The 22946-nt window shown below is 69.3% G+C and carries 17 protein-coding genes and 1 tRNA gene; 6 read left to right on the top strand and 12 right to left on the bottom strand.

Annotated elements, in window-relative coordinates; genetic code table 11:
• The first annotated feature begins 29 nt into the window (after nucleotides 1-29).
• The gene (locus ABTY59_RS09345; protein WP_352018283.1) at nucleotides 30-1013 is read left to right on the top strand and encodes a helix-turn-helix transcriptional regulator; all 984 of its coding nucleotides are present in this window, start codon (nucleotides 30-32) and stop codon (nucleotides 1011-1013) included.
• An 85-nt stretch (nucleotides 1014-1098) separates the two neighbouring features.
• Here the strand turns inward: ABTY59_RS09345 and ABTY59_RS09340 are convergent, their stop codons facing one another.
• The 4 genes from ABTY59_RS09340 to dnaK are packed head-to-tail and all read right to left on the bottom strand — an operon-like array spanning nucleotide 1099 to nucleotide 5217.
• Nucleotides 1099-1533 (bottom strand): heat shock protein transcriptional repressor HspR, encoded by a 435-nt coding sequence (locus ABTY59_RS09340; RefSeq protein WP_086825514.1) that lies wholly within the window; start codon nucleotides 1531-1533, stop codon nucleotides 1099-1101.
• A 4-nt stretch (nucleotides 1534-1537) separates the two neighbouring features.
• Nucleotides 1538-2710 carry a molecular chaperone DnaJ gene (gene dnaJ / locus ABTY59_RS09335; protein WP_352018282.1) on the bottom strand — a complete coding sequence of 391 codons (1173 nt, stop codon included), beginning with the start codon at nucleotides 2708-2710 and terminating at the stop codon, nucleotides 1538-1540.
• Between the two features lie 33 nt (nucleotides 2711-2743).
• Complete coding sequence (gene grpE / locus ABTY59_RS09330) at nucleotides 2744-3376, bottom strand: nucleotide exchange factor GrpE (RefSeq protein ID WP_352018281.1); 633 nt, start codon at nucleotides 3374-3376, stop codon at nucleotides 2744-2746.
• Nucleotides 3373-5217 carry a molecular chaperone DnaK gene (gene dnaK, locus ABTY59_RS09325; protein WP_352018280.1) on the bottom strand — a complete coding sequence of 615 codons (1845 nt, stop codon included), beginning with the start codon at nucleotides 5215-5217 and terminating at the stop codon, nucleotides 3373-3375. Before dnaK ends, grpE begins: the two co-directional genes overlap by 4 nt.
• Nucleotides 5218-5453: 236 nt before the next feature.
• Between dnaK and ABTY59_RS09320 the strand changes: the two genes are divergently transcribed.
• Both ABTY59_RS09320 and ABTY59_RS09315 read left to right on the top strand, forming a co-directional pair.
• Nucleotides 5454-5933 (top strand): sugar transferase, encoded by a 480-nt coding sequence (locus ABTY59_RS09320; RefSeq protein WP_352018279.1) that lies wholly within the window; start codon nucleotides 5454-5456, stop codon nucleotides 5931-5933.
• Between the two features lie 107 nt (nucleotides 5934-6040).
• Nucleotides 6041-8299 carry a (Fe-S)-binding protein gene (locus tag ABTY59_RS09315; RefSeq protein WP_352018278.1) on the top strand — a complete coding sequence of 753 codons (2259 nt, stop codon included), beginning with the start codon at nucleotides 6041-6043 and terminating at the stop codon, nucleotides 8297-8299.
• Between the two features lie 70 nt (nucleotides 8300-8369).
• Here ABTY59_RS09315 and ABTY59_RS09310 read toward each other — a convergent pair whose 3' ends face one another.
• Nucleotides 8370-9215, bottom strand: a complete 846-nt coding sequence (locus ABTY59_RS09310; protein ID WP_352018277.1) for a hypothetical protein — start codon at nucleotides 9213-9215, stop codon at nucleotides 8370-8372.
• A gap of 208 nt (nucleotides 9216-9423) precedes the next feature.
• Here ABTY59_RS09310 and ABTY59_RS09305 point away from each other — a divergent pair, with 208 nt between their 5' ends.
• A complete protein-coding gene (locus tag ABTY59_RS09305) occupies nucleotides 9424-10254 on the top strand; it encodes a Yip1 family protein (protein WP_352018276.1) in 831 nt (276 codons plus the stop codon).
• Between the two features lie 65 nt (nucleotides 10255-10319).
• Here ABTY59_RS09305 and ABTY59_RS09300 read toward each other — a convergent pair whose 3' ends face one another.
• Together ABTY59_RS09300 and dcd are read right to left on the bottom strand one after the other, a co-directional pair.
• On the bottom strand, nucleotides 10320-10817 hold the full coding sequence (locus tag ABTY59_RS09300; protein ID WP_024755952.1) for a phosphoribosyltransferase: 498 nt from the start codon (nucleotides 10815-10817) through the stop codon (nucleotides 10320-10322).
• 13 nt (nucleotides 10818-10830) lie between these two features.
• Nucleotides 10831-11406, bottom strand: a complete 576-nt coding sequence (dcd, locus tag ABTY59_RS09295) for a dCTP deaminase (protein WP_030690788.1) — start codon at nucleotides 11404-11406, stop codon at nucleotides 10831-10833.
• Nucleotides 11407-11822: 416 nt separating this feature from the next.
• Between dcd and ABTY59_RS09290 the strand changes: the two genes are divergently transcribed.
• Nucleotides 11823-11893 (top strand) — tRNA-Gly (locus ABTY59_RS09290).
• Between the two features lie 124 nt (nucleotides 11894-12017).
• Here the strand turns inward: ABTY59_RS09290 and ABTY59_RS09285 are convergent.
• The 4 genes from ABTY59_RS09285 to ABTY59_RS09270 form a co-directional block, all read right to left on the bottom strand.
• A complete protein-coding gene (locus tag ABTY59_RS09285) occupies nucleotides 12018-12791 on the bottom strand; it encodes a hypothetical protein (RefSeq protein ID WP_352018275.1) in 774 nt (257 codons plus the stop codon).
• A complete protein-coding gene (locus ABTY59_RS09280; protein ID WP_352018274.1) occupies nucleotides 12788-13528 on the bottom strand; it encodes a helix-turn-helix domain-containing protein in 741 nt (246 codons plus the stop codon). Before ABTY59_RS09280 ends, ABTY59_RS09285 begins: the two co-directional genes overlap by 4 nt.
• 503 nt (nucleotides 13529-14031) lie before the next feature.
• Nucleotides 14032-17277: an FG-GAP-like repeat-containing protein gene (locus ABTY59_RS09275; RefSeq protein WP_352018273.1), complete on the bottom strand. Its 3246-nt coding sequence runs from the start codon at nucleotides 17275-17277 to the stop codon at nucleotides 14032-14034.
• Nucleotides 17278-17786: 509 nt separating this feature from the next.
• On the bottom strand, nucleotides 17787-19985 hold the full coding sequence (locus ABTY59_RS09270; protein ID WP_352018272.1) for an FG-GAP repeat domain-containing protein: 2199 nt from the start codon (nucleotides 19983-19985) through the stop codon (nucleotides 17787-17789).
• A 675-nt stretch (nucleotides 19986-20660) separates the two neighbouring features.
• Here ABTY59_RS09270 and ABTY59_RS09265 point away from each other — a divergent pair.
• Nucleotides 20661-21953 (top strand): serine hydrolase domain-containing protein, encoded by a 1293-nt coding sequence (locus ABTY59_RS09265; RefSeq protein ID WP_352018271.1) that lies wholly within the window; start codon nucleotides 20661-20663, stop codon nucleotides 21951-21953.
• A gap of 57 nt (nucleotides 21954-22010) precedes the next feature.
• Here the strand turns inward: ABTY59_RS09265 and ABTY59_RS09260 are convergent, their stop codons facing one another.
• Nucleotides 22011-22862 (bottom strand): MOSC domain-containing protein, encoded by an 852-nt coding sequence (locus ABTY59_RS09260; RefSeq protein ID WP_352018270.1) that lies wholly within the window; start codon nucleotides 22860-22862, stop codon nucleotides 22011-22013.
• Nucleotides 22863-22946: the final 84 nt, after the last annotated feature.

Genomic DNA, 22946 nt, shown 5'->3' with positions numbered 1-22946 from the left:
TGTAATTCAGGACCCTGAGGGGGGTGCAAATGGAGCCAAAGCGCTGCGAATCGGGCGCGGAGCACGGCCCCGACAAGCTGTGCGACGCCGGAAAACTGCTGTATGCCGCCGCGCTCCGGGCCGGCCGCATCGCCCGGTCCGAGGCCGAGCCGACACCCTGCCTGATCGGTCTCGCGCTGCTGCACCCGGACCCGGACGACAGTCAGTGGCTTCGCCCCGTGCCTCCGTCCATCGCGCTCAACAAGCTGATCCACCCCATCGAGAAGGAGATCCAGCAGCGCCGGCAACAGGCCATATCGCTCGCCGACACCTTCGAGCCATTCCTGTCGATCCACGCGCCCGACCCGTCGGCGACCCAGGCCATCACGGTCCTCGAAGGCCTCAGCCTGATCAACGCCGCCCTGGACCGGGTCATCAACGAGTGCACCGAGGAGCTCCTCACCATCCAGCCCGGCAGCGGCCGCAAACCCGAGGTCGTCCAGGCCGGTCTGCGCCGCGTGGAGCCCCTCCTGGAACGCGGCGTGCGGATGCGCACGCTCTACCAGCACACCGCCCGGCACCACTCCGCGACCATGGGGTACGTCGAGCGTATCGGGCCCTACGGCCTTGAGGTCCGCACTCTCGAAGAGATCATCGACCGACTGATCGTCGTCGACCGGAAGGTCGCCTTCATCCCCGCCCGCACGGACCGCAGGGTCGCCCTCGAACTCCGCCACGAGGGCCTCGTCCAGTACCTGGCCGGCGTCTTCGACCAGTTCTGGCTCCACGGCGTGCCCTGGGAGGAGGAGGTGCCGTACAGCCCGTCCGCGGACGGCATCGGCGGCGTCCAGCGCTCCATCGCCAAGCTCCTCGTCGAGGGGCACGTCGACGAGGCCATCGCCCGCCGGCTCGGGATGAACGTGCGGACCTGCCGGGCGCACATCGCCAAGCTCGCCGCGGCCCTCGGCAGCGGGAGCCGGGCCCAGCTCGGCTATCTGATCGCCCAGTCCGGCATCCTCGAACGGGACGACTGAGCCGTCCGGAACGACGGAGGGCCCTCGCCCACGAGAAAGGCCCCCTCCCGTGCAGGGAGGGGGCCTTTCCGTCGCGCCTGAAGGGCTACTCGCCGCGCTTCGGGCGCCACACCACGAGGGCGCTCGCCTGCTGCACGTCGGTGTACGGCACCAGGTCCCGGCGGTACGAGGCGTGCACCTGCGCCTCCCGCTGGCGCAGCGTCGCCGCCGCGCCCTCGACGGCCGCCGACAGCTCGGAGACCCGGGCCTGGAGCGCCGCGACCTGGTTCTCCAGTTCGATGATCCGCTTGATCCCGGCCAGGTTGATGCCCTCGTCCTGCGACAGCTGCTGCACCTGCCGGAGCAGCTCGATGTCACGGGCCGAGTAGCGCCGCCCGCGGCCCGCCGTGCGGTCCGGGGAGACCAGGCCGAGCCGGTCGTACTGCCGGAGGGTCTGCGGGTGCAGACCGGAGAGCTGGGCCGCCACCGAGATGACGTACACGGGGCTCTCGTCGGTCAGTTCGTACGGATTGCGTCTCACCGGGTCACGCTCCCTTCGCCGCCTGGAACAGCTCGGCCCTCGGGTCCTCGGAGGCGGTCGCCTCGCGGAAGGTCTCCAGGGCCTCGCGTGCCTTGTCGTCCAGATCCTTCGGCACCGCCACCTCGACCGTCACGAGGAGGTCGCCGCGCGTGCCGTCCTTGCGGACCGCGCCCTTGCCCCGGGCGCGCATGGTCCGGCCGTTCGGAGTGCCCGCGGGCAGCTTGAGGGTGACCGCGGGGCCGCCGAGGGTCGGCACCTTGATCTCGCCGCCGAGCGCCGCCTCCGCGAAGGAGACCGGCACCGTGACGGTGAGGTTGTCGTCCTTGCGGCCGAAGACCGGGTGCTCGTCGACGTGCACGACGACGTACAGGTCGCCGTTCTGCCCGCCGCGCTCGCCCGGCGCCCCCTTGCCGCGGAGGCGGATCTTCTGGTTGTCGCTGACGCCCGCGGGGATGCGGACCTGCATGGTGCGGGAGGACTTGGCCCGGCCGCTGCCCTTGCAGACCTCGCAGGGGTTCTCGGCGATCAGACCGCGGCCCTTGCAGTCCACACAGGGGTCGGTGAGCGAGAACGAGCCGGTGCCGCCGCGCGAGACCTGCCCGGTGCCGACGCAGGTCGGGCACACCCGGGGCGTGCCGTTCTTGTCGCCGGTGCCCGAGCAGGCCGTGCACGGCTGCTGGCTGGACATCCGCAGCGGGACGGTCGCGCCCTCGATGGCCTCGGTGAAGCTGAGCGTCACCTCGGACTCGATGTCCTGGCCGCGCCGCGGCTGGGTGCGGGGGCCGCCCCCGCCGCGGTTGAACAGGCCGCCGAAGACGTCCCCGATCCCGCCGCCGCCCCCGAAGCCGCCGCCCGCCCCGCCCTGCGCGCCTCCGAAGAGGTCGCCCAGGTCGAAGTTGAACGAGCCGCCGCCGGGGCCGCCGGCCCGGAAGCCGCCGTTCCCGAAGAGGGCGCGGGCGTCGTCGTACTCCTTGCGCTTCTTGGGGTCGCCGATGACGTCGTTCGCCTCGGAGATCTCCTTGAAGCGCGCCTCGGCGCTCGCGTCACCCTTGTTGGCGTCCGGATGGTTCTCGCGGGCGAGCTTCCGGTACGCCTTCTTGATCTCGGCCTCGGTGGCGTCCTTGGGGACGCCGAGAACCTTGTAGTAGTCCTTCTCGACGAAGTCCTTCGTGTTCATCGACGTCCCTCCTCCCGCGTACGGGTACGGCTGTTACTCGCTGTCCTGCTCCGACGTGTCGGAGTCTTCCGACTCCTCGGCCTTGCCCTGGGCCCCCGGCTGGGGCTCGGCGACGGCCACGCGGGCGGGCCGGATGGTCCGCTCGCCGATCCGGTACCCCGGCTGCAGGATCGCCACGCAGGTCGTCTCGGTGACGTCCGGCGCGTACGAGTGCATCAGGGCCTCGTGGATCGTCGGGTCGAAGGGCTCGCCCTCCTTGCCGAACTGCTGCAGACCCATCTTGGCGACGACGGTCTCCAGCGATTCGGCCACCGACTTGAACCCGCCCACGAGCTCGCCGTGGTCCCGGGCCCGGCCGACGTCGTCGAGCACGGGAAGGAGCTCGGACAGGAGGCTCGCGACGGCGATCTCCTTGACCGTGACCCGGTCCCGCTCCACGCGGCGGCGGTAGTTCTGATACTCGGCCTGGAGCCGCTGGAGGTCCGCGGTGCGCTCGGAGAGAGCCGTGCGGGCCTGGTCCAGCTGCGCCAGGAGGGCTACGTCCGTAGCGTCCCCGGCCGGGGCCGTCGCGTCCTCGTCGGACTCGACGGCCTCGGCGGCGTCGTCAGCGGTGGCGCCGGAGGGGACGTCGGGCTCCTCCTCGAAGCCCGGGGTCTCCTCGGTCACGCCTGGCCGCCCTTCGGCTTGTCCTCGTCGACGATCTCGGCGTCGACGACGTCGTCGTCGGCCTGGGCCTGCGGGCCGCCCTCGGCGCCACCGGCGGCCTGGGCACCCTGGGCGTCGGCGTACAGCGCCTGGCCGAGCTTCTGCGAGACGGCCGCGACCTTCTCGGTGGCGGTGCGGATCTCGGCGGTGTCCTCGCCCTTGAGCTTCTCCTTCAGCTCGACGAGCGCGGCCTCGACCTCGGCCTTGACGTCACCGGGGAGCTTGTCCTCGTTGTCCTTGATGAACTTCTCCGTCTGGTAGACGAGCTGCTCACCCTGGTTGCGGGACTCGGCGGCCTCGCGGCGACGGTGGTCCTCGTCCGCGTACTGCTCGGCCTCCTGGCGCATGCGGTCGACCTCGTCCTTCGGCAGCGAGGAGCCGCCGGTGACGGTCATCTTCTGCTCCTTGCCCGTGCCCAGGTCCTTCGCGGTCACGTGCATGATGCCGTTGGCGTCGATGTCGAAGGCGACCTCGATCTGCGGGACGCCACGCGGGGCCGGCGGCAGACCGGTCAGCTCGAACATGCCGAGCTTCTTGTTGTACGCCGCGATCTCGCGCTCGCCCTGGTAGACCTGGATCTGCACGGACGGCTGGTTGTCCTCGGCCGTCGTGAAGATCTCGGACCGCTTGGTCGGGATCGTGGTGTTGCGCTCGATGAGCTTGGTCATGATGCCGCCCTTGGTCTCGATGCCGAGGGACAGCGGGGTCACGTCGAGGAGCAGGACGTCCTTGACCTCACCCTTGAGGACACCGGCCTGGAGCGCGGCGCCGATGGCGACGACCTCGTCCGGGTTGACGCCCTTGTTGGCGTCCTGACCGCCGGTCAGCTCCTTGACGAGCTCGGCGACGGCCGGCATACGGGTCGAGCCACCGACGAGGACGACGTGGTCGATCTCGGAGAGCTGGATGCCCGCGTCCTTGATGACGTTGTGGAACGGCACCTTGCAGCGGTCGAGCAGGTCCGAGGTGAGCTGCTGGAACTGGGCGCGCGTGAGCTTCTCGTCCAGGTGCAGCGGGCCCTCGGCAGAGGCCGTGATGTAGGGCAGGTTGATCGTGGTCTCGGTCGAGGACGAGAGCTCGATCTTCGCCTTCTCCGCGGCCTCGCGGAGACGCTGGAGAGCCATCTTGTCCTTGGCCAGGTCCACGCCGTGGCCGTTCTGGAACTGCGTCACCAGGTAGTCGACGACGCGCTGGTCCCAGTCGTCACCACCGAGGTGGTTGTCACCGTTGGTGGCCTTCACCTCGACGACGCCGTCGCCGATCTCCAGGAGCGACACGTCGAAGGTGCCGCCACCGAGGTCGAAGACGAGGATCGTCTGGTCGTCCTTGTCCAGGCCGTACGCCAGGGCGGCCGCGGTCGGCTCGTTGACGATGCGCAGGACGTTGAGGCCCGCGATCTCACCGGCCTCCTTGGTGGCCTGACGCTCGGAGTCGTTGAAGTACGCCGGGACGGTGATGACCGCGTCGACGACCTTCTCGCCCAGGTAGGCCTCGGCGTCGCGCTTGAGCTTCTGCAGGATGAAGGCGCTCATCTGCTGCGGGTTGAAGCTCTTGCCGTCGATGTCGATCTTCCAGTCGGTGCCCATGTGGCGCTTGACCGACCGGATGGTCCTGTCGACGTTGGTGACGGCCTGACGCTTGGCCACCTCGCCGACGAGCACCTCGCCGTTCTTCGCGAAGGCGACGACGGACGGCGTGGTCCTGGCGCCCTCGGCGTTGGTGATGACGGTGGGCTCGCCGCCTTCCAGAACGCTGACGACGGAGTTAGTCGTGCCCAGGTCGATGCCGACCGCACGTGCCATTTCGATTCCTCCAGCTGACTGACTTGAGTGGAACTGACTCAAGGATGCACGAGGAACCTGATTGCGTCAACAGACCTGAGCGGAGTCGACTCAACTCTTCGCCGAGCCCGTCACTCAAAGAGCGTGCCGCTCCCCCGTTTGACCGGGTTCGCATGAGAGGGTCCGGACATAGTCAGGACATATCCCTCTCCAGCCCCCTCCCAGGGTCCAGGATTCCCGCCGAAGGATGTGAGCGCATGACGGCGAAGCGCGCGTTCGACGTGGCGGGCGGGCTCGCCCTGCTCCTCGCCCTCGCACCCCTGATCGCCTGGACCGCCCTGTCCGTCACCCTCGGCGGCAGCGGCACGGTGCTGCGCCGCCGGACGGTGGCCGGCCTCGGGGGGCGGCCCTTCACGATGCTGACCTTCCGCACCAGGAGCCCGCTCGCGGCGCTCCCCCTCCTTCTGCACGTGGTCGCGGGCCGGATGTCACTGGTCGGACCGTGCCCGCTGACCCCGGCCCACCGCGAGTGCGCGGGCGAGGGCCGCCGCCGGCTCTCCGTACGTCCGGGGCTCACGGGGCCGTGGCAGATCAGCGGCCGCTCGGACCTGCCGTGGGAGGAGCGCGAACTGCTCGATCTCCACTATGTGGACCACCATTGGCTGGGGATGGATCTGCTGATCCTTGCGCGTACGCTTCCAGCAGTCCGCAGGCGTCGCGCGGCAAGGTTTGCCTGAGCGACACACATCACCGCGAGCGCCGCTACAGCGCGGCGCCGCGACCGGGTAATCTCAGCAGGAACTCAATAAGTTACCGCTTAGTAGGCCCGCCCGAGGAGCCCGTCATGCAACTCGCCGCGATCATCGTGTCGATCGCCATCACGGTGGTGGCCGTCGCGCTGTTCGGCCGCGCCACCGTGCAGATCTACCGCTTCGTGCGGCTCGGTCAGCCGGTCCCCGCCGGCACGCGCACCGGTGACCCCAAGCAGCGCACCATCACGCTGGTCAAGGAGTTCCTCGGCCACACGCGCATGAACCGCTGGGGCATCGTCGGCTTCGCGCACTGGTTCGTCGCGGTGGGCTTCTTCTCGCTGCTCCTCACGATCGTCAACGCCTTCGGCCAGCTCTTCCAGGCCGACTGGCTGATCCCGATCATCGGCGACTGGCTGCCGTACGAGATCTTCACCGAGTTCCTCGGCCTGATGACGGTCCTCGGCATCGTCACCCTCATCGTGATCCGCCAGCTCAGCAAGCCCACCAAGGCGGGCCGCAAGTCCCGCTTCGCCGGCTCCAAGACCGGCCAGGCGTACTTCGTCGAGGCCGTCATCCTGATCGTCGGCGTCTGCATCATGACGCTCCGCGCCCTGGAGGGCGTCCAGCACCACGTGACGAGCTGGGAGCCGGGCTTCTTCGCCTCGTACCCGCTGATCGCGCTGCTCGACGGCCTGGACCTGAGCACGATCCAGTACCTCACCTACTTCTTCGCGTGCCTCAAGATCGTCACGTCCTTCACCTGGATGATCACGGTCTCGCTCAACACCAACATGGGCGTCGCCTGGCACCGCTTCCTCGGCTTCCCGAACATCTGGTTCAAGCGCAACGCCGACGGCTCCACCGCCCTCGGCGCGCTCCAGCCGATGACCACCGGCGGCAAGGAGATCGACTGGGAGGACCCGGCCGAGGACGCCGTCTTCGGCGTCTCCCAGGTCGAGCAGTTCTCCTGGAAGGGCATCCTCGACTTCTCCACCTGCACCGAGTGCGGCCGCTGCCAGTCGCAGTGCCCCGCCTGGAACACCGGCAAGCCGCTCTCCCCGAAGCTCCTCATCATGTCGCTGCGCGACCACGCGCACGCCAAGGCGCCCTACCTGCTCGCCGGCGGCGGCAAGGACATGGAGGGCAACGAGAAGGCCTCCGAGGAGCAGCTCAAGGACGTCCCCGCCTCGGCGATCGCCGAGGCCGAGCGCCCCCTCATCGGCACCGCCGAGGAGAACGGCGTCATCGACCCCGACGTCCTGTGGTCCTGCACCACCTGCGGCGCCTGCGTCGAGCAGTGCCCGGTCGACATCGAGCACATCGACCACATCGTCGACATGCGCCGCTACCAGGTGATGATCGAGTCCGCGTTCCCGTCCGAGGCGGGCACGATGCTCAAGAACCTGGAGAAGAAGGGCAACCCCTGGGGCCTGGCGAAGAAGCAGCGCGTCGAGTGGACCAAGGAGGTCGACTTCGAGGTCCCGATCATCGGGAAGGACGCGGAGGACCTCTCCGAGTTCGACTACCTCTACTGGGTCGGCTGCGCCGGCGCCCTGGAGGACCGCGCCAAGAAGACCACCAAGGCCTTCGCGGAGCTCCTCAACATCGCGGGCGTCAAGTTCGCGATCATGGGCGGCGACGAGAAGTGCACCGGTGACTCCCCCCGCCGCCTGGGCAACGAGCCGCTGTTCCAGCAGCTCGCCGCGGAGAACGTCGCGATGCTGAACATGGCGTTCGGCGAGGACGACGAGGACGAGTCGACGAAGAAGCCGAAGTCGGCGAAGAAGATCGTCTCGACCTGCCCGCACTGCTTCAACACCATCGCCAACGAGTACCCGCAGCTCGGCGGCGAGTACGAGGTCATCCACCACACCCAGCTGCTCCAGCACCTCATCGACGAGGGCAAGCTGGTCCCGGTGACCCCGGTCGAGGGCCTCATCACCTACCACGACCCCTGCTACCTGGGCCGGCACAACAAGGTCTACACGCCGCCGCGCGAGATCATGTCCGCCGTCCCCGGCCTGCGCCAGCAGGAGATGCACCGCCACAAGGAGCGCGGCTTCTGCTGCGGCGCCGGCGGCGCGCGGATGTGGATGGAGGAGCGGATCGGCAAGCGCATCAACAACGAGCGCGTCGACGAGGCCCTGTCCCTCAACCCGGACATCGTCTCCACCGCCTGCCCGTTCTGCCTGGTCATGCTCACGGACTCGGTGAACGGCAAGAAGAACGAGGGCAAGGCCAAGGAGTCCGTCACCGTCGTGGACGTGGCCCAGCTGCTCCTCGACTCGGTGAAGACCCCGGTCGACCCCGAGCCGGAGGCCGCGGCGGAGGAGCCGGAACCGGCCGTCTGATCCCGGACACGTGGAAGGGCCGCCCCGCGCATCTCGCGCGGGGCGGCCCTTCTTCACGTCCCGGACCGGGTCAGGCGGTCTTCTGGGCGGTGTACTTCGCGATCAGCCGCCCCTGGAAGTCGTAGACCCAGCTGTCGGCGCCCTGCTTCGGAGTGTCGATGGCGGCGAGCTTGTAGTGGCGCTTGCCGGCGTCGACGAGCTTGTACGTCCAGCCGTGGTGCGCGGCGGTCGGGTGCTTCAGGTCGAGGGTGCCGACGGCCTTGCCGTTGGACCGGGTGATCTCGACGCGGGGCCAGCCCTTGCCCGAGTGGAAGCGGGCGGTGTTGCCGTCGGGCAGCGTGACCTTGGCGGAGGCCTGACGCGGGGCGGGCTTGGGCACGGGCTTGTGCGCGGGCTTCGGGGTCGGCTTGGGGGTGGGCTTCGGGGTGGGCTTGGGGGTCGGCTCGGGCTCCGGCTTCGGGCCGCCGTCGAGCCAGGAGGAGACGGTGCCGTCGGGCCGGAGGACGACGTGGAGCCCGTTGTTCTCCCCGTGGGCCGGCTTGCCGTCCGTGCTGACCAGGGTGTCGATCAGGGCGCCGCCGGCGTAGATCTGGGCGGAGAAGCGGCCGGGCCCGTCCTGGTAGACCTTGGCGAGGGAGCCGTCGGCGAGGTCCACGTTCCGCCAGAAGACCGACTGGTCGCCCACGGTCAGGTCGCCCGCGGCCTGGTCGCTTCCGGTCTGGTCGCTTCCGGTCTGGTCGCTTCCGGCCCGGTCGCTTCCGGTCTGGTCGCTTCCGGCCCGGTCGCTTCCGGCCTGGTCGCTTCCGGTCGGCGCCGGCCCCTCGGCGGCGAAGGCCCCGGCGGCCGGGAGGAGGAGGGCGGCGGCGGCCCCGGTGGCGACGGCGGCGGTACGGACGGAACGACGGGTGACACGCATCGGAAGAGCTCCTTGCTCGGGTCTCTGGCATCTGCACCTCCGAAGCTACGAGTACGACATTGAGGTGATACGTCGGTTTTGTAACACCCCTCCGGCGCCTCCCCCACGGCCACGTCACGACCCGGGCACCCCTAGGGGATGTCACAGCTCAGTGGCAAGGCCCTGCCTGAGGAGCGCCCACCCGGCATGAGCGGGTACGTTCGACGACGTGGCTGGATTCAGGAACGGACGCGGCCGGGACAACCGCCCCCCGCAGCATCAACCGCAGCAGGCGCCGTACGGGTACAACGCGGCCCCGCCGCCGCACCCTCAGCAGCAGTGGCAGCAGCCGCCGCAGCAGCAGGGACATCAGCAGCAGGCGTACGGGGAGCCGGAGTACTTCGGCGACCCCTACGGCCGGCAGGGGCACCAGCAGCACGCGGCGGCGAACAACCCGGGCCACACCCAGATGTTCAGCGTCGACGACCCGTACGCCCAGGGCGGACCGGCCCCCGCGCCCGTCCCGACGGGCCCGCGCCTCCCCTGGCAGCAGCTCCTGAGCGGCATCGTGCTCCGCCCGGCGGACACCTTCCTGCGGATGCGGGACCACGCCGTCTGGGGTCCGGCGCTGATCGTCACGTTCCTCTACGGGCTCCTCGCGATCTTCGGCTTCGAGAAGGCCGGCGCGGAGACGCTCGACCCGACGGTCTCGGCCGCCCTGATCACGGGCCTCGCCTTCGTGTTCGGCGGCCTGATCCTGGGCGCCGTCACCCACACCCTCGCGCGCCAGCTGGGCGGCGACGGGGCCTGGCAGCCCACCGTCGGCCTCTCGATGCTGATCATGTCGATCACGGACGCCCCGCGCCTGGTCTTCGCCGCCTTCCTGGGCGGCGACAACGGCCTGGTGCAGGTCCTCGGCTGGGCGACCTGGCTGGCGGCGGGCGCGCTGTTCACGGTGATGGTGAGCCGCTCGCACGACCTCCCGTGGCCGAAGGCGCTGGGCGCGTCGGCGATCCAGCTGGTGGCGCTGCTGAGCCTGATCAAGCTGGGCACGCTGTAGCGCCGTACATCCACGGAGAAGGCCCCCACCGCACGCGCTGGGGGCCTTCTCTCACGACCGGGGGCTCAGGCGTCGAGGACCTGGCCCTCGCGCTTCACGACGGGCGGTTCGACGGACCAGGGGAAGTTGATCCACTCGTCGGTCTTCTTCCACACGTACTCGCACTTCACGAGGGAGTGGGACTTCTCGTAGATGACGGCGGAGCGGACCTCGGCGACGTGGTCGACGCAGAAGTCGTGGACGAGCTTGAGCGTCTTGCCGGTGTCGGCGACGTCGTCGGTGATGAGCACCTTCTTGTCGCTGAAGTCGATCGCGTCCGGCACGGGCGCCAGCATGACCGGCATCTCCAGGGTGGTGCCGACGCCGGTGTAGAACTCCACGTTCACGAGGTGGATGTTCTTGCAGTCCAGGGCGTAGGCCAGACCGCCGGCGACGAAGACGCCGCCGCGGGCGATGGACAGCACGATGTCGGGCTCGTAGCCGTCGTCGGCGATGGTCTGCGCCAGCTCGCGGACGGCGGTCCCGAAGCCCTCGTACGTCAGGTTCTCGCGTACTTCACTCATGCCTGCGACCGCCTCACACCTGGGTCCGATGGAAGTTCATGTAGGAGCGGGAGGCCGTCGGCCCCCGCTGGCCCTGGTACCGCGAGCCGTACCGCTCGCTCCCGTACGGGAACTCGGCGGGCGAGCTCAGCCGGAACATGCACAGCTGGCCGATCTTCATCCCCGGCCAGAGCTTGATCGGCAGGGTGGCGAGGTTCGACAGCTCCAGGGTCACGTGCCCCGAGAAACCGGGGTCGATGAACCCGGCGGTCGAGTGCGTGACGAGCCCCAGCCGCCCGAGGGAACTCTTCCCCTCCAGCCGCGAGGCGATGTCGTCCGGCAGGGTGATGACCTCGTAGGTCGAGGCGAGCACGAACTCGCCCGGGTGCAGGATGAACGCCTCGTCGCCCTCCGGCTCGACCTCACGCGTCAGGTCGAGCTGCTCGACGGCGGGGTCGATGTGCGGGTAGCGGTGGTTCTCGAACACCCGGAAGAAGCGGTCAAGCCTCACGTCGATGCTCGAGGGCTGCACCATGGATTCGTCGTACGGGTCGATGCGCACCCGTCCGGCATCGATCTCGGCCCGGATGTCCTTGTCTGAGAGAAGCACGCCCCCACGATACGCACGATACGCAGAGGGCGCGGACCTGCCCCGATCGGCAGGCGCCCGCGCCCCGGCACCTCACGGCTCAGCGCCGCCCGGCCTCCACCGGCACCGCGTGACGCAACCGCGCGCACCGCGGACACCGGATGAGCCGCCCGGGCCCGATCCGCCCGGCACCGAGCTGCTGAAGCGGGAACGAGGCGGTACTGAACACATGCCCTTCGGCACAACGGACGACGGTGCGCTCCATCGAAGCCATCAAGTCCCTTCCCCTACACATGTGGTGGACGATCAGCCACATTAGGGGATGAAGGGGGCACCCTCCACGCGGCACTCCGCACACGCCGAACGCGTGAACTTCGCCTCAAGTGGCGCATGGGGTACAGTGTGCAACGATGCGGCACGGATCACCCGGCCGCTGCGCGGATGTAGTTTAATGGTAGAACATGAGCTTCCCAAGCTTATAGCGCGGGTTCGATTCCCGTCATCCGCTCAACGGCAAAGCCCCAGGTCAGCGACCTGGGGCTTTATCGTTGCCTTGACCTATTCAGGAGTCCCGCACCACTTGCGCACCACCTCGACGGCGACGAGGTCACGGGCGCTCGGCCGCCCTCACGTCACACAGGCGGAGACAAGAATGCGTACATGGCCCGGCCGTCAGCCCTCTCAGCCTCGTCGGGTAGTTGACGCCACGCGGCATGCTGCGGATCGTGCAGAGCTTTCGCGAACGCGAGCTTCTTACGGTCGCCCTTGTCGAGTTGATCTCTGAGTTGCAACGGATTTGCGGGCAACGAGAGCAAGAACGCCAGATCGCGGTAGTGGCGCTCCGGTGAAGCGGTCTTGATGCTCACGGCTGCAGCCTTCGCCACGATCGCCCCCAACAGGCTGGGGCGACGGATCCGGCCGGTCCGGAGGCCCAGTTGCACACTCACAGCCTCAGTTCTCTGTGCAGCCTGCCGGCCGCCCGGCACCTCCAGCGTGCGGCCGGGCGGCGTCGTTGTGAGGTCTGCACGGGGGCCGAGGTTGTCGGGCGCCAGCAGATCCACCACCAACCGCTGCGGCTCCACACCCCGCTGATAGCGGTGCAACAGGTTGCCCTGCGGCGACATGCCGGCGGGGGAGAACCCGAGCCGTTCCAGCGCCGCAACCAAACGGCGCAAGCTCTGCTGGTCCGACTGCACGTCAGCCAGGACATCCAGGTCGGCGCTCGCCGCCGGTGGGGTCCGACCGGACTCCAGGCCGTGCAGGAGCACCATCTGCCCACCGATCAGCGACCAGGCATCCGGCACCTGCTCCGAAAGGTCGAGCAGCACGCCCCACAACTGCACCAGCGGACCGGTGAACAAGTCGGACTCCAGTCGCACGTCGGGCGATTTAGCCGCCATGATCACGCCCTCCGAGGCTGTGCGTAGCGAGTCAGCAGAGGCTCAAGCAACGCAGCTGCGGCAGCGTCGGCTCGGCTCTCGTGGCGGTCCAGCAAGTCGGCTGCCACCGCTGAGGCGGGGGCGTCGTGGCCCTGCCCAGCCGTTTCAGACCTTGAGGTCAGGAACGACCACATCTCCGCCGGGGGAATTCGGACCGAGACATTGCCCCGCTCTTCATCACGGACCATGCCGAACTCAGCTTCCAGCTTGTCGACCCTGTCGGGATGTACGTAGATCTCCGCACGACCGAGAGCGATGTAGTCCGCCCCCGCCTGCGCCGCGGCGCTCACTCCCCCCCTCACCACATCCGGAGCGGCGAGCAGAACCGGCAGTACGCCTGAATGAACGCGGTACGAACGAAGCTCAGCACGGACGGCAAGAAGCTCCTGGAGCACGGCCGGAGCTAGTTGCCCGTGGGCAAGGAGATTTCGCAACCGCATCCTCAGCCGGGACTTCTCGGCATCGGACAGACTCACCGGCTGATGGCCGTCCAGCAACGCCAGGACTCCCCATGCGTTGCGGGCCGACAGCGGCCTCCGTGAACGAGGGCCCCGGTCCTTGCGATCCCGGACACTGTCCCCGGCAACCAGCCAACGACCACCGACTCGCTGCCCTTGAAGCTTCCCGTCATGCAGCAACTGACGGACACGGGAATCATCCACCCCGAGCAGGGCCGCAGCCTCTTTCACCGACAGCAGTTCCATGACCATCTCCTTGCGCCTCCCCTCACGAAGTCAGGAGGTAACACGCAAGCAGTCTCCTACCCACACCACCTTGCGTCAAGGCTCACGCTTTCGGGAGGCAAGGCGCAACCGCCGAGGTGGGGATGTGCCGCACGACTCCAGACCAACGGACGCGTGCCCTATCCGTGCCCTTCGGAGCGGCGAACAGCGGTCAATACGGGTACGGGCGGACCGTTGCGACAGCTCTTTCGGCAGACTGTTTCCGCAGGTCATATGTCATCTGGGCGCCCTGTGCGCCGTAGATTCCCAAGTTTATGGCGCGGGTTCGATTCCCGTCATCCGCTCTTGAGTGAAGGCCCAGGTCTCTGACCTGGGCCTTCTTCATGCTCCGGTGCTGGCAGTTACGGAGCGCCTCTGGCTGTTCGGCCGGTGAGACACACAGGCCACCCCGCCCCCAGGCTGCATGTCCTGGGGGCGCTGGGCCACGGGCCTGAATCGGGTCGCCGCGGCCCTCACATCACGGGTCAGGACAGCGTCTTGTACATCTGCCAGCCGCCACCGATCTTCACCCGCGCGGAGAACGTGCCCACGCCGGTGCCGTTGTAGCGCCACAGCACTCCAGCCGTGTCCCGGGCGACCAGGTCCGCTCTGCCGTCGCCGGTGATGTCACCGACGCCCGTGAGCGCGTTGTAGATCTGCCAGCCGCTGCCGACCTTCACGCGGCCGCCCAGCGTGCCCTTGCCGTTGCCGTAGTACCGCCACAGGACACCGGCGGCGTCGCGGGCCAGCAGGTCACCGGTCTTGTCGCCGTTCAGATCGCCGGTGCCGACGATCGAGTTGTAGATCTGCCAGCCACCGCCCAGCTTCACGCGTCCCTTGAACTTCCCCGAACCGTCGGCGGCGTACATCCACAGCTCACCGGCCGGGGTCCGTGCGAGGAGATCCGTTCGGCCGTCGCCGGTCAGATCGCCGGGTGCGGTCAGCATGTTGTACGTCTGCCAGCCCGACCCGATCGTCAGCCGGGGCCCGCCGGTCGAGAAGGCCTTCCCGCAGCTTCCGTTGTATCGGGTCAGCACACCCGTGGAACTGCGCACGAGCACGTCGTTGCACCGGTCGCCCGACAGGTCCCCGAACGGCACGACCATCGACGTCGCCGGCCATCCGGTCGCCGAGGCCCCCGTCCCGAGCTCACCGGTCCCCGTACCCGTGCGCACGGTCAGTGCCCCGGCCGAGGTCAGCGCGAGCAGGTCGCCCTTGCCGTCACCGCTGAAATCACGCCATGCGGGAAGCGGCTTGGGTGCCGGAGCGCCACCGGTCACGGTCACCGAACCGCTCACCGTCAGATCGGCGCCGACCCCGTCGGCAGGCTTCGCGGTCAGGGTCCAGGTGTATGAACCGTTGCGCCCGACCTGCCCGGAGGCGTTCTTGCCGTCCCAAGCGGCATTGATGCGGCCGCGCGCCTCGGCGCCGGAGACGGTGCGGACCACGGTCCCGGTGGCGGACTCCTTCAGCGACAGGTTCCATGCACCGGTGGGCTTGGAGGTCCACCAGGTGCCCGACCAGCGCGGGGCCTGGGCGGCCAGGTCGAGCGTTGTGCCGCTGACGACGGAGTCGATCACGTTGACGGCCGGGGCGGGAATCCCTGTGCCGACGATACGGACGCGCTGATCGTCGCCGGCGTAGGCGACGTGGCCGCCGAAGCGGTCCACGGTCCAGCCCCCGCCGGGCCAGTTGTTCGGCCCGAGGTCAGCGGCGCTCACCAGAATGCGCTGTGGCACGGTGGAGCCGGTGGCGGGAAGCCCGGCGTGCAGGTCGTAGAGCCGCAGGCCCTCGTCCTTGACCTGCCGGACGAGGTAGCCGTCACCGAGCAGGACGTTGCGGATGTTGCGTCCTGGTATGGGCATGGTCCGCTTGGTCAGGCGGTCGTAGACGCCCGACCCCTTCTCAGGGCCCCACTCGCTGTCCTCGCAGGACCAGTAAACCCAGCGTCCCGCAGCCTGGAGGCTGGTCGGCACGCACGCGTTGGGGGTGGTGAAGGACGCGCCGGCGGCACCAGACGGCAGCGTCTTCGACGTGATCTTCGGGCTGTCCTTGGTGACGCTCCACAGGGTGGAACCCCACAGCGCGGCCAGAGCGTAGTCAGTCCGTTCCAGGACGCTCCCGCCCCCGGGCTCCTTGAACTCCACGACGGACGGCGAGTCACTGGGGACGCCACTGACGACCACGCCGAACCGGCCGGAGAGGTCGTTCAGCCGTTCCCTGCCCGCGTCGACGCGCGGGCCCCAGCCGCTCTCGCCGTTCTTGTAGAGCAGCGCGTACCCCTGGTCGGTGACATCCATCTGTCCGTGGAAGCCGTCACCACTCGCCCACATCCGCACACAACGCTGTGCGGAATCCATGTCGCAGCCCCCGCCGCCGATACTCAGCAGCCCGTCCACGGTCGTGCGGACCGGCTGCGGCTGCCCGGCGGAGCTCAGCCAGGTACTCCGGTAGACGCCGTAGTAGCCGCTGGGCTGGAAGTAGGTGCTGTTCTCGGCCGTGGTGAGGATGCCGCTGCCCAGGGAGAGGCCGTAGATGCGGGCGGGCATGGGGTCGACGGTCCGGAGGCGGCGCGCCTCCACCCCGCCGTCCGCGGTCGGTACGAGCCGGTGCACGGCCCAGTCGATGTCGCCCTTCCAGTCCGCTGTCTTCGCTCCGGCGACGAGTGCGGTGCCGTCGGGCGCGAGGACGACCTGCGCGTAGGCCTGTTGCAGCACGGGCTGGGTCAGGCCCTCGTCCTCTCCCGGAAGGCTCCATAGCTCCGAACCCCGGTATTCGCCGTCGCCGGGGTTCTGCGGCCGGACCGCCAAGACTGCCGTGCCGACAGGGACGATGGTCGCGTTGTACGAGACGACGCCGGGGTTGACGGTACGGATCACGGTGTCCGGAGCGGCACGGTCCAGGAGGTCGCTCCCACTCCGCAGGATCGTCCCGGCGCCGAGCCGGAAGCCGTCCACCCTCCACGGCTGGTCGGGAACCGGACGATCGGGGAGCGGCTTCGCCACCCCGTCCGCAAGGTCCACGATCCTCCAGCGCGCCCATCCGTCCTTAGCTGGCTCCGAGTACCGGAGGATGAGCGACTTCGCGTCGGCGTCCTCCACCCTGCTCAGCACAGACCCCTCGGGGAAGCCGGTGACCGGCGTGTCCGTCACCTTGCCGGCCTCGTAGCGCAGCAGGTGGTATCCGGTCGGCGCGTCCGCCTCCCCCGTGCGGGTCAGGACGGTGTCGCCGAACGTTCCGACGTACGACTGCCCCTCGGGCAGCACCACGTCGGCGAACACGGCGCCCGCGCCCTTCTGGAGCGTCACGTGCGGTACGGGTGTGGCGGAGTAGAGGGCGACGGTGTCCGAGCCGTCGCCGTAGTAGCCGCCGCCCCCGAGGGGCAGCTGCTGGCGGTAGTCCCAGTAGCCGTTCTCGAAGTTGTAGCGCGGCTTTTCGGGCAGAGTGACGGCGAGAGGTGTCGCCGAGCCCGTCGCGTAGTCGATCCACAGCAGGCGGTCGTCGTCTTCCTGCGCCAGCAGGTAGCCGGTCTCCCCCGCGTTGAGGATCGAGGTGGCGCGAGGCGAGAAGCGCGGGGCCGCCGGCAGGACGGTCACGTCCGAGGCCGAGTCGGCGAACGCCCACGGTGCGGTGATTCCCGATGCCGACACCGTCAGCGTCGCCAGCGCCAACGCGAGAGCGGCACGGGTGCGGCCGTTTCCACGCAGCCGGGCATTGCTCGTACGAGCCAAAGTGAGGTCCCTCCCCAGGGCATAAGGCAGGAGGCGCACGGCGTCGGCTCATCCAGCCACGCGAGTACGAACGAAAGGCCCCCCAGCCGTACCGCCTCATGCAAACGCCGCGATGCTAACAGCAGAGCCGAGCAGTGCCCGGAGGGCATCCGCAGGGCGCGCGAAGGCTCATTTGAAGGCCCTGGCCCGCGCTCCTTGTGGGCGCGATCGCAACGACCCGGTGGGCAGCGGGGGGGGCAGGGATGGTCGTCGGCACCTCGTGCCCCAACCGTGCCCTTCAGGACGGACAACAGCGGTCGACACGGGTGCCCACGAGCCTGCGGAATGAGCGCCGCCTGAGCATGTTCTCGCAGGTCAGAGACAGGATAGCCCTGCCGGGCAACGGTGATTCCCAAGCTTATAGCGCGGGTTCGATTCCCGTCATCCGCTCTTCACACGAAGCCCCAGGTCAGCGACCTGGGGCTTCGTCGTTGTCCGGACCTGCTACCTCCGGTGTGCCATTCGGCTGGTCAGAGGAGCGGGCCCAACCCGGTCATGTGGGCACCAGGGGGCTCGGTGGTGGGAAACGGGGTCTTCCACTGGCCCGTGCCGTAATAGAACCTCACGTACGTGAGGGAGCTGGAGCTGTCGGTATCGGGGGCGGTGACCAGATCGCTCCAACCGTCGCCGTCGAGGTCCCCCGGGCCGGTGATCTGGTACCCGGCCCAGCCGTCACCGACCCGTACTCGGGGCGCGAACGTGCCGTCGCCCTTCCCCAGGTAGAGCCACAACACGCCGGATCTGTCACGGGCGACGAGGTCACCGGCCGGGGCGCCGGCAAGGTTGCCAGTGGCGGTCAGCTGGTTGTAGACGCCCCAGCCGCCGCCGACTCTCTTGCGCACGACGAAGGTACCGTCGCCCTTGCCGGGGTAGAGCCACAGCACACCGGCCTTGTCCGTGGCGAGTAGGTCGTTTCGGCCGTCGCCAGTCAGATCGGAGCCGCTGGTGAGCTTGTCGTAGATGTTCCAGCCGCCGCCGACGCGCTTGCGGGGAGTGAGGGTACCGCTGCCCTTACCCTCGTACGACCAGAGGACGCCGTACTTGTCGCGGGCGACGAGACCAGTGGTGGCGGGGACGATCCGGTCGTACACGTTCCAGCCGCCGCCGATCCCAGTTCGGCGCGGCGTCTCGTTGTACGTCATGCGTCGGAGCTGGCCGACGTCGTACAGGGACAGGACACCGGTCGAGGAGCGGCTGAAGATGTCCGGTGAGCCGTTGCCGTCGAAGTCGTGCGGGCGGGGCGCCCGGGTGACGGTGAACGAGCCGGTACGCTCGACGGCCGGACCGATGCCGTTGGTGGGCTCGGCCCTCATCGCCCATGTGTACGCGCCCCGGTACGCCGGGAACTTGTCGAGGAAGCCGTCCCAGTCCAGGCGGAAGTCCGTCGTGCCCGTTACGGGCGCCCAGGCCGTGACAGTGCCGGACATGCCCGTGGCTGTGTGGACCAGCTTCAAGGTGACCCGTGCGTTGGAGCGGCTGAGCGTCCAGGCGGCCGGCACCTTCCCGCCGACCTGGTCGAGGTCGATCACGCCGGACGGTGCCAGAGGCTCGGACACGGCGGTGAGGACGGTGGGGACTCCGGTGGTCGCCAGGACGGACACGGTCGGCCGGCCGTCGTTCGCGTCAGGTGTGATCCGGTACAGCCCCTCGCCATGCTCGATCGTGCCGCCGGTCGCGATCAGACCGCCGTCGGCGGTCGGGACGACGGAAGTGGCGTGCGCGAGGAGCTGGACGGTCTCGCCCGTCGTCAGCGATTGGGCGGTCAGCCCTGCCAGGCTGGACGGGCGCAGAGCAGTGAGGGCATCGGGGTCGCTGTACACGGCCCAGTCCCCCGCGAGACCGAGCGTCAGCGTGGTCTCATTCGCCCTCTCCACCCACTTGCTGCGGCTGATCTCCTGAGAGCCTCGCCGTGCCATGGCCAGGATGGCCTTCCCCTCGGCATCCCGCTCCTGCCAGACAACGTGCGTCCGCGACCCGCTGACGGGACGGACGACATTCTTGTTGTTCTGGATGTCGTACGTCGCCCTCACCGAGGCCGAGGCGAGGTCCACGACGGCCAGCCGCTGCTCCCATATCCCGTCCGTGAACTTGAAACCACGGAGCAGCAACACATCCGGGTCCGAGTTCTCCGCGGCCCGCCACACCATGCCCTCCGGCAGTCCGGTCACCGTCCGGTCCATGACCCGGCCCTGGTCGTCCTTGTCGAGCAGGTGCAGCTCCTGCCAGTTGTCCACGCGCTTCGAGGCGACGAGCGTGGTCCCCTGATACCGGAGGGCGCCGTAGACGCTGCCGAGGTCGTAGGAGACCAGCTCCTCGCCCGTGGCCATGTCGAGGAAGGTGCGTGTGGTGCCGTCGGTCCGGACGACGGTGTCCGTGCCCGGGTTCGCCTCGTACGACCCGCCGGGCAGCGGGGTCCGGGTGCCGTCGTACCGCGTCCACATGTAGACGTCGGTCTCGCCCTCCTTGTGACGCGACAGGAAGCCCGTGCGGCCGCCGGAGAGGGCGACCGTGCCGGGCGGCACGGAGATCGCCTGCTGCTGGGTCGTGGCGGATGCCGAGACCGCCGGGCCGGCCGCGAGGGCCGGAGCGGTCAGGACGCCGGCCGTCACTGCGAGGGCCACGGCGGCGGCAACGGCGAGGCGCCGACCGGCGGGGCTGAGGTGGTTCAAGGGAGTCCTCCCTGGCACGTGGTCATGGCGACCTTCAGGTGCCACGACCACCGTGACTCACGACGGCCGTTCAAGGTTGTGCAGGCGTCCGGAAGTCAGAACCAAGTCCGTCAGGTCAGGTTCGGACCAAAGCGCCACGGTGCCGAGTCTCGACCTCGGCACACTCCAAGCACGTGTGCGGGGCGATCAGACTTCGATGGCACGGCCGAAGGCGGCGAGTCCGTTGTCGCCCGAGGTCGGGAGACGGTGGCAGGCCGATGAGGAGCTCGGTCTCCTCCGTCCACGTGACAGTGCCGCGTGCCACAACGTGCCAGTAGGAGCGGTGAACAGCGGTCAACACAGGAGCCGCCAGGACCAACCAACACAACTCGGCTGGGGATGTTTCCGCAGGTCAGAACCCATATGCAGGTCCAAGTACCGGGTGATTCCCAAGCTTATAGCGCGGGTTCGATTCCCGTCATCCGCTCTTCTTACGAAGCCCCAGGTCAGCGACCTGGGGCTTCGTCGTTGTCCAGAACGCCGCGGGCCGGCGCCGGTTCCTGATGCCGGGGCTTCGGCTGTCGCGGGCGTAGCGAAATGCGCAGACGCCACCGCAACAGTCTTCCGTCTTCAGTAGAGGCCTGGACCCAGCAGACCTGCAACGGTCGGTTCGCCGACCGGAAAAGGATCATGTTCATGGACTCGGATTCCGTACGTGGCGTCGACCGGCGGCAGTTGCTCGGATGGGGCGGGTTGGCGGTCACCGGCGCGGTGGCGGCCTGCGCGCCGCTCGTGGACACCCGACCCGGCCGTGCCGAAGCCGCCGGACAGGACCGTCCGGCCCCCACCGAACCCGACGTCCCACCGGATACCCGTCCCGGCGGAGCCTATGACCGGTACGTGACGGAGCTGGCCGCCGAGGGCAGGTTCTCCGGCGTGGTGCTGTTGTCGCACCGGGGCCGGACGGTGCTGTCCCGCAGCTACGGCATGGCCGACGAGGAGAAGGGGATCCGCAATCGCGAGGGCGTCGCGTTCAGCCTCGGCTCCGCGGGCAAGCCGTTCGGCGCGGTGGCCGTCCTGCAGTTGGCGCAGCAGGGCAGGGTGAGGCTGTCGGACACGGTCGGCACCCATCTGAAGGGCTTCGCCGAGGACATCGCCGAGCAGGTGACCATCCACCACCTGCTCTCCGGCACCTCCGGGCTGGCCGGCCCGGAGGACGACGTGCGGCGCGTCTTCCAGAGCCGGGACGAAGTGCACACGTACTACGAGCAGCGGGCCCGGCGGGCGAAGCCGGTGCGCGTCCCCGGCACCGCCGACACCGCTCACGCGGAGGCGGAGGTCACCCTTGCCGCGCTGATCGTGGAGGCCGTGTCCGGCACGACGTACTGGGACTACGTCGAGGAACACGTCTTCAGGCGCTGCGGCATGACGGGCGCGGCGTTCCGCACCAGGCCGCAGTGGCTCACCGAGAAGAACATCGCGCACCCGTACATGACGCTGGCCGACGGCAGCCGGGTGGACGCCGTTCGCGCCCTGGACAGGAGCAGCCCGTACCCGAACGTACTCGGCAGGAATCCGGGCCGCGCCTTCATCGATGCCCCGGGGGACGGTGGCTTCGCCACCGCGCCCGATCTGGTCCGGTTCGCGCGTGCGCTGGGCGACGGCACGCTCCTGGACCGTCCGTGGGCCGACGTGCTCACCGGGGCCAAGATCCCCCACGGACCGGCGTCGTTCGGCGCGTACGGGATTCCGGTCTCCATCGTCGACGGCCAGTGGAAGTACCAGCGCGCCGGGGGCAACCCCGGTGTCGCCGCCAACTGGACCGTCTACCCGGACACCGGATGGGTCGGCGTCATCCTCGGAAACATCGACGGCGTGCCGCTGCAGGACATGAGCGAGCGGGAGACACGGGCCATCACCGGGGCTACGCCCGGCGGCGGGTCCGGCGGCGGGTCCGGCGGCGGGTCCGGCGGCGGGTCCGGCGGCTGAGGTGATCCGGCGGCTGCCCCGATGAGAAGCCGTGTCGTCCGGCCTTGTCCTATCCGGTCACGTCGACGCCGCGCGGTCGGCGCGGAGTTCGGACGCTCCCCACGAGCCGACCGTCACGTCGTCGCCGACGGACAGGCGGCCGGGCCGGACCACGGCCAGCTTCACGCCGAAGGCGACGCCGCCCTCGGCGGCCCGCCGGTAGGTGGCGAGGGTGCGGATCGGTTCCCGCCCGCTCCGGCGCCCGGACCGCTGGTCGACCAGCGTGACGGAGCAGCGGATGGCCAGCTTCGCGTACGCCAGCTCCACCGAGCCGACGGTGACGCGGCGCACGAGGTCCTCGGTGTGGGGATCGTCCCATCCGTCGACGACGACGTTGGGGCGGAACCGGCTGATCGGCAGCGGTTCCGCGCCGTCGGAGACGAGGCGTTCGTTGAGGGCCGCCATGGACGAGCGGGAGACGACGTGCACCGCGCAGCTGTCGGCGTAGCCCGAGGTGCCCGCGACGAGTCCGTCGGTGACCCGGTCGTGCTCGGGCGGCACCCGCACGAGCCGGCTCGGCACGCCCGTCGCCGCGGAGAGCCAGGCCGCCGCCTCGTCGCCCTGGTCGATGCCGGTGAACGGAGCTCCGAACAGTTCCACCGGCCGTCGCTCGGATGACGAGTCCACCGGGACGGTGACGGTGCCGGAGCCCGGGGCCTCCAAGGTCAGACGCGTCCCGTCGGCGTCGATGCCCGGGCGTACCAGCGCCAGCCGGGGATCGCGCCGCTGGCTGCGGAAGACCCCCTTCTCGTCGACGACCATGAACGAGCGATCGTGCGGGAGTCCCGCCGGGGTCATGACGGCGTCCTGCACGGAGAGGCCCGCGCAGCCCTTGACCGGGTAATAGGTGAGTTCCACGACCTTGGCCACGGGGCCTCCTCGTTCCTCTCGGGTTCCGGATCCTTCTCGGCTCCGGTGCGTGTCGGTCTCCGGCGCCGAGTCTGCGGGACGGCG

The sequence above is a fragment of the Streptomyces sp. NPDC096079 genome (assembly GCF_040303145.1).
Taxonomy (GTDB): domain Bacteria; phylum Actinomycetota; class Actinomycetes; order Streptomycetales; family Streptomycetaceae; genus Streptomyces.
This window is presented reverse-complemented; position numbering and strand designations above follow the sequence as displayed.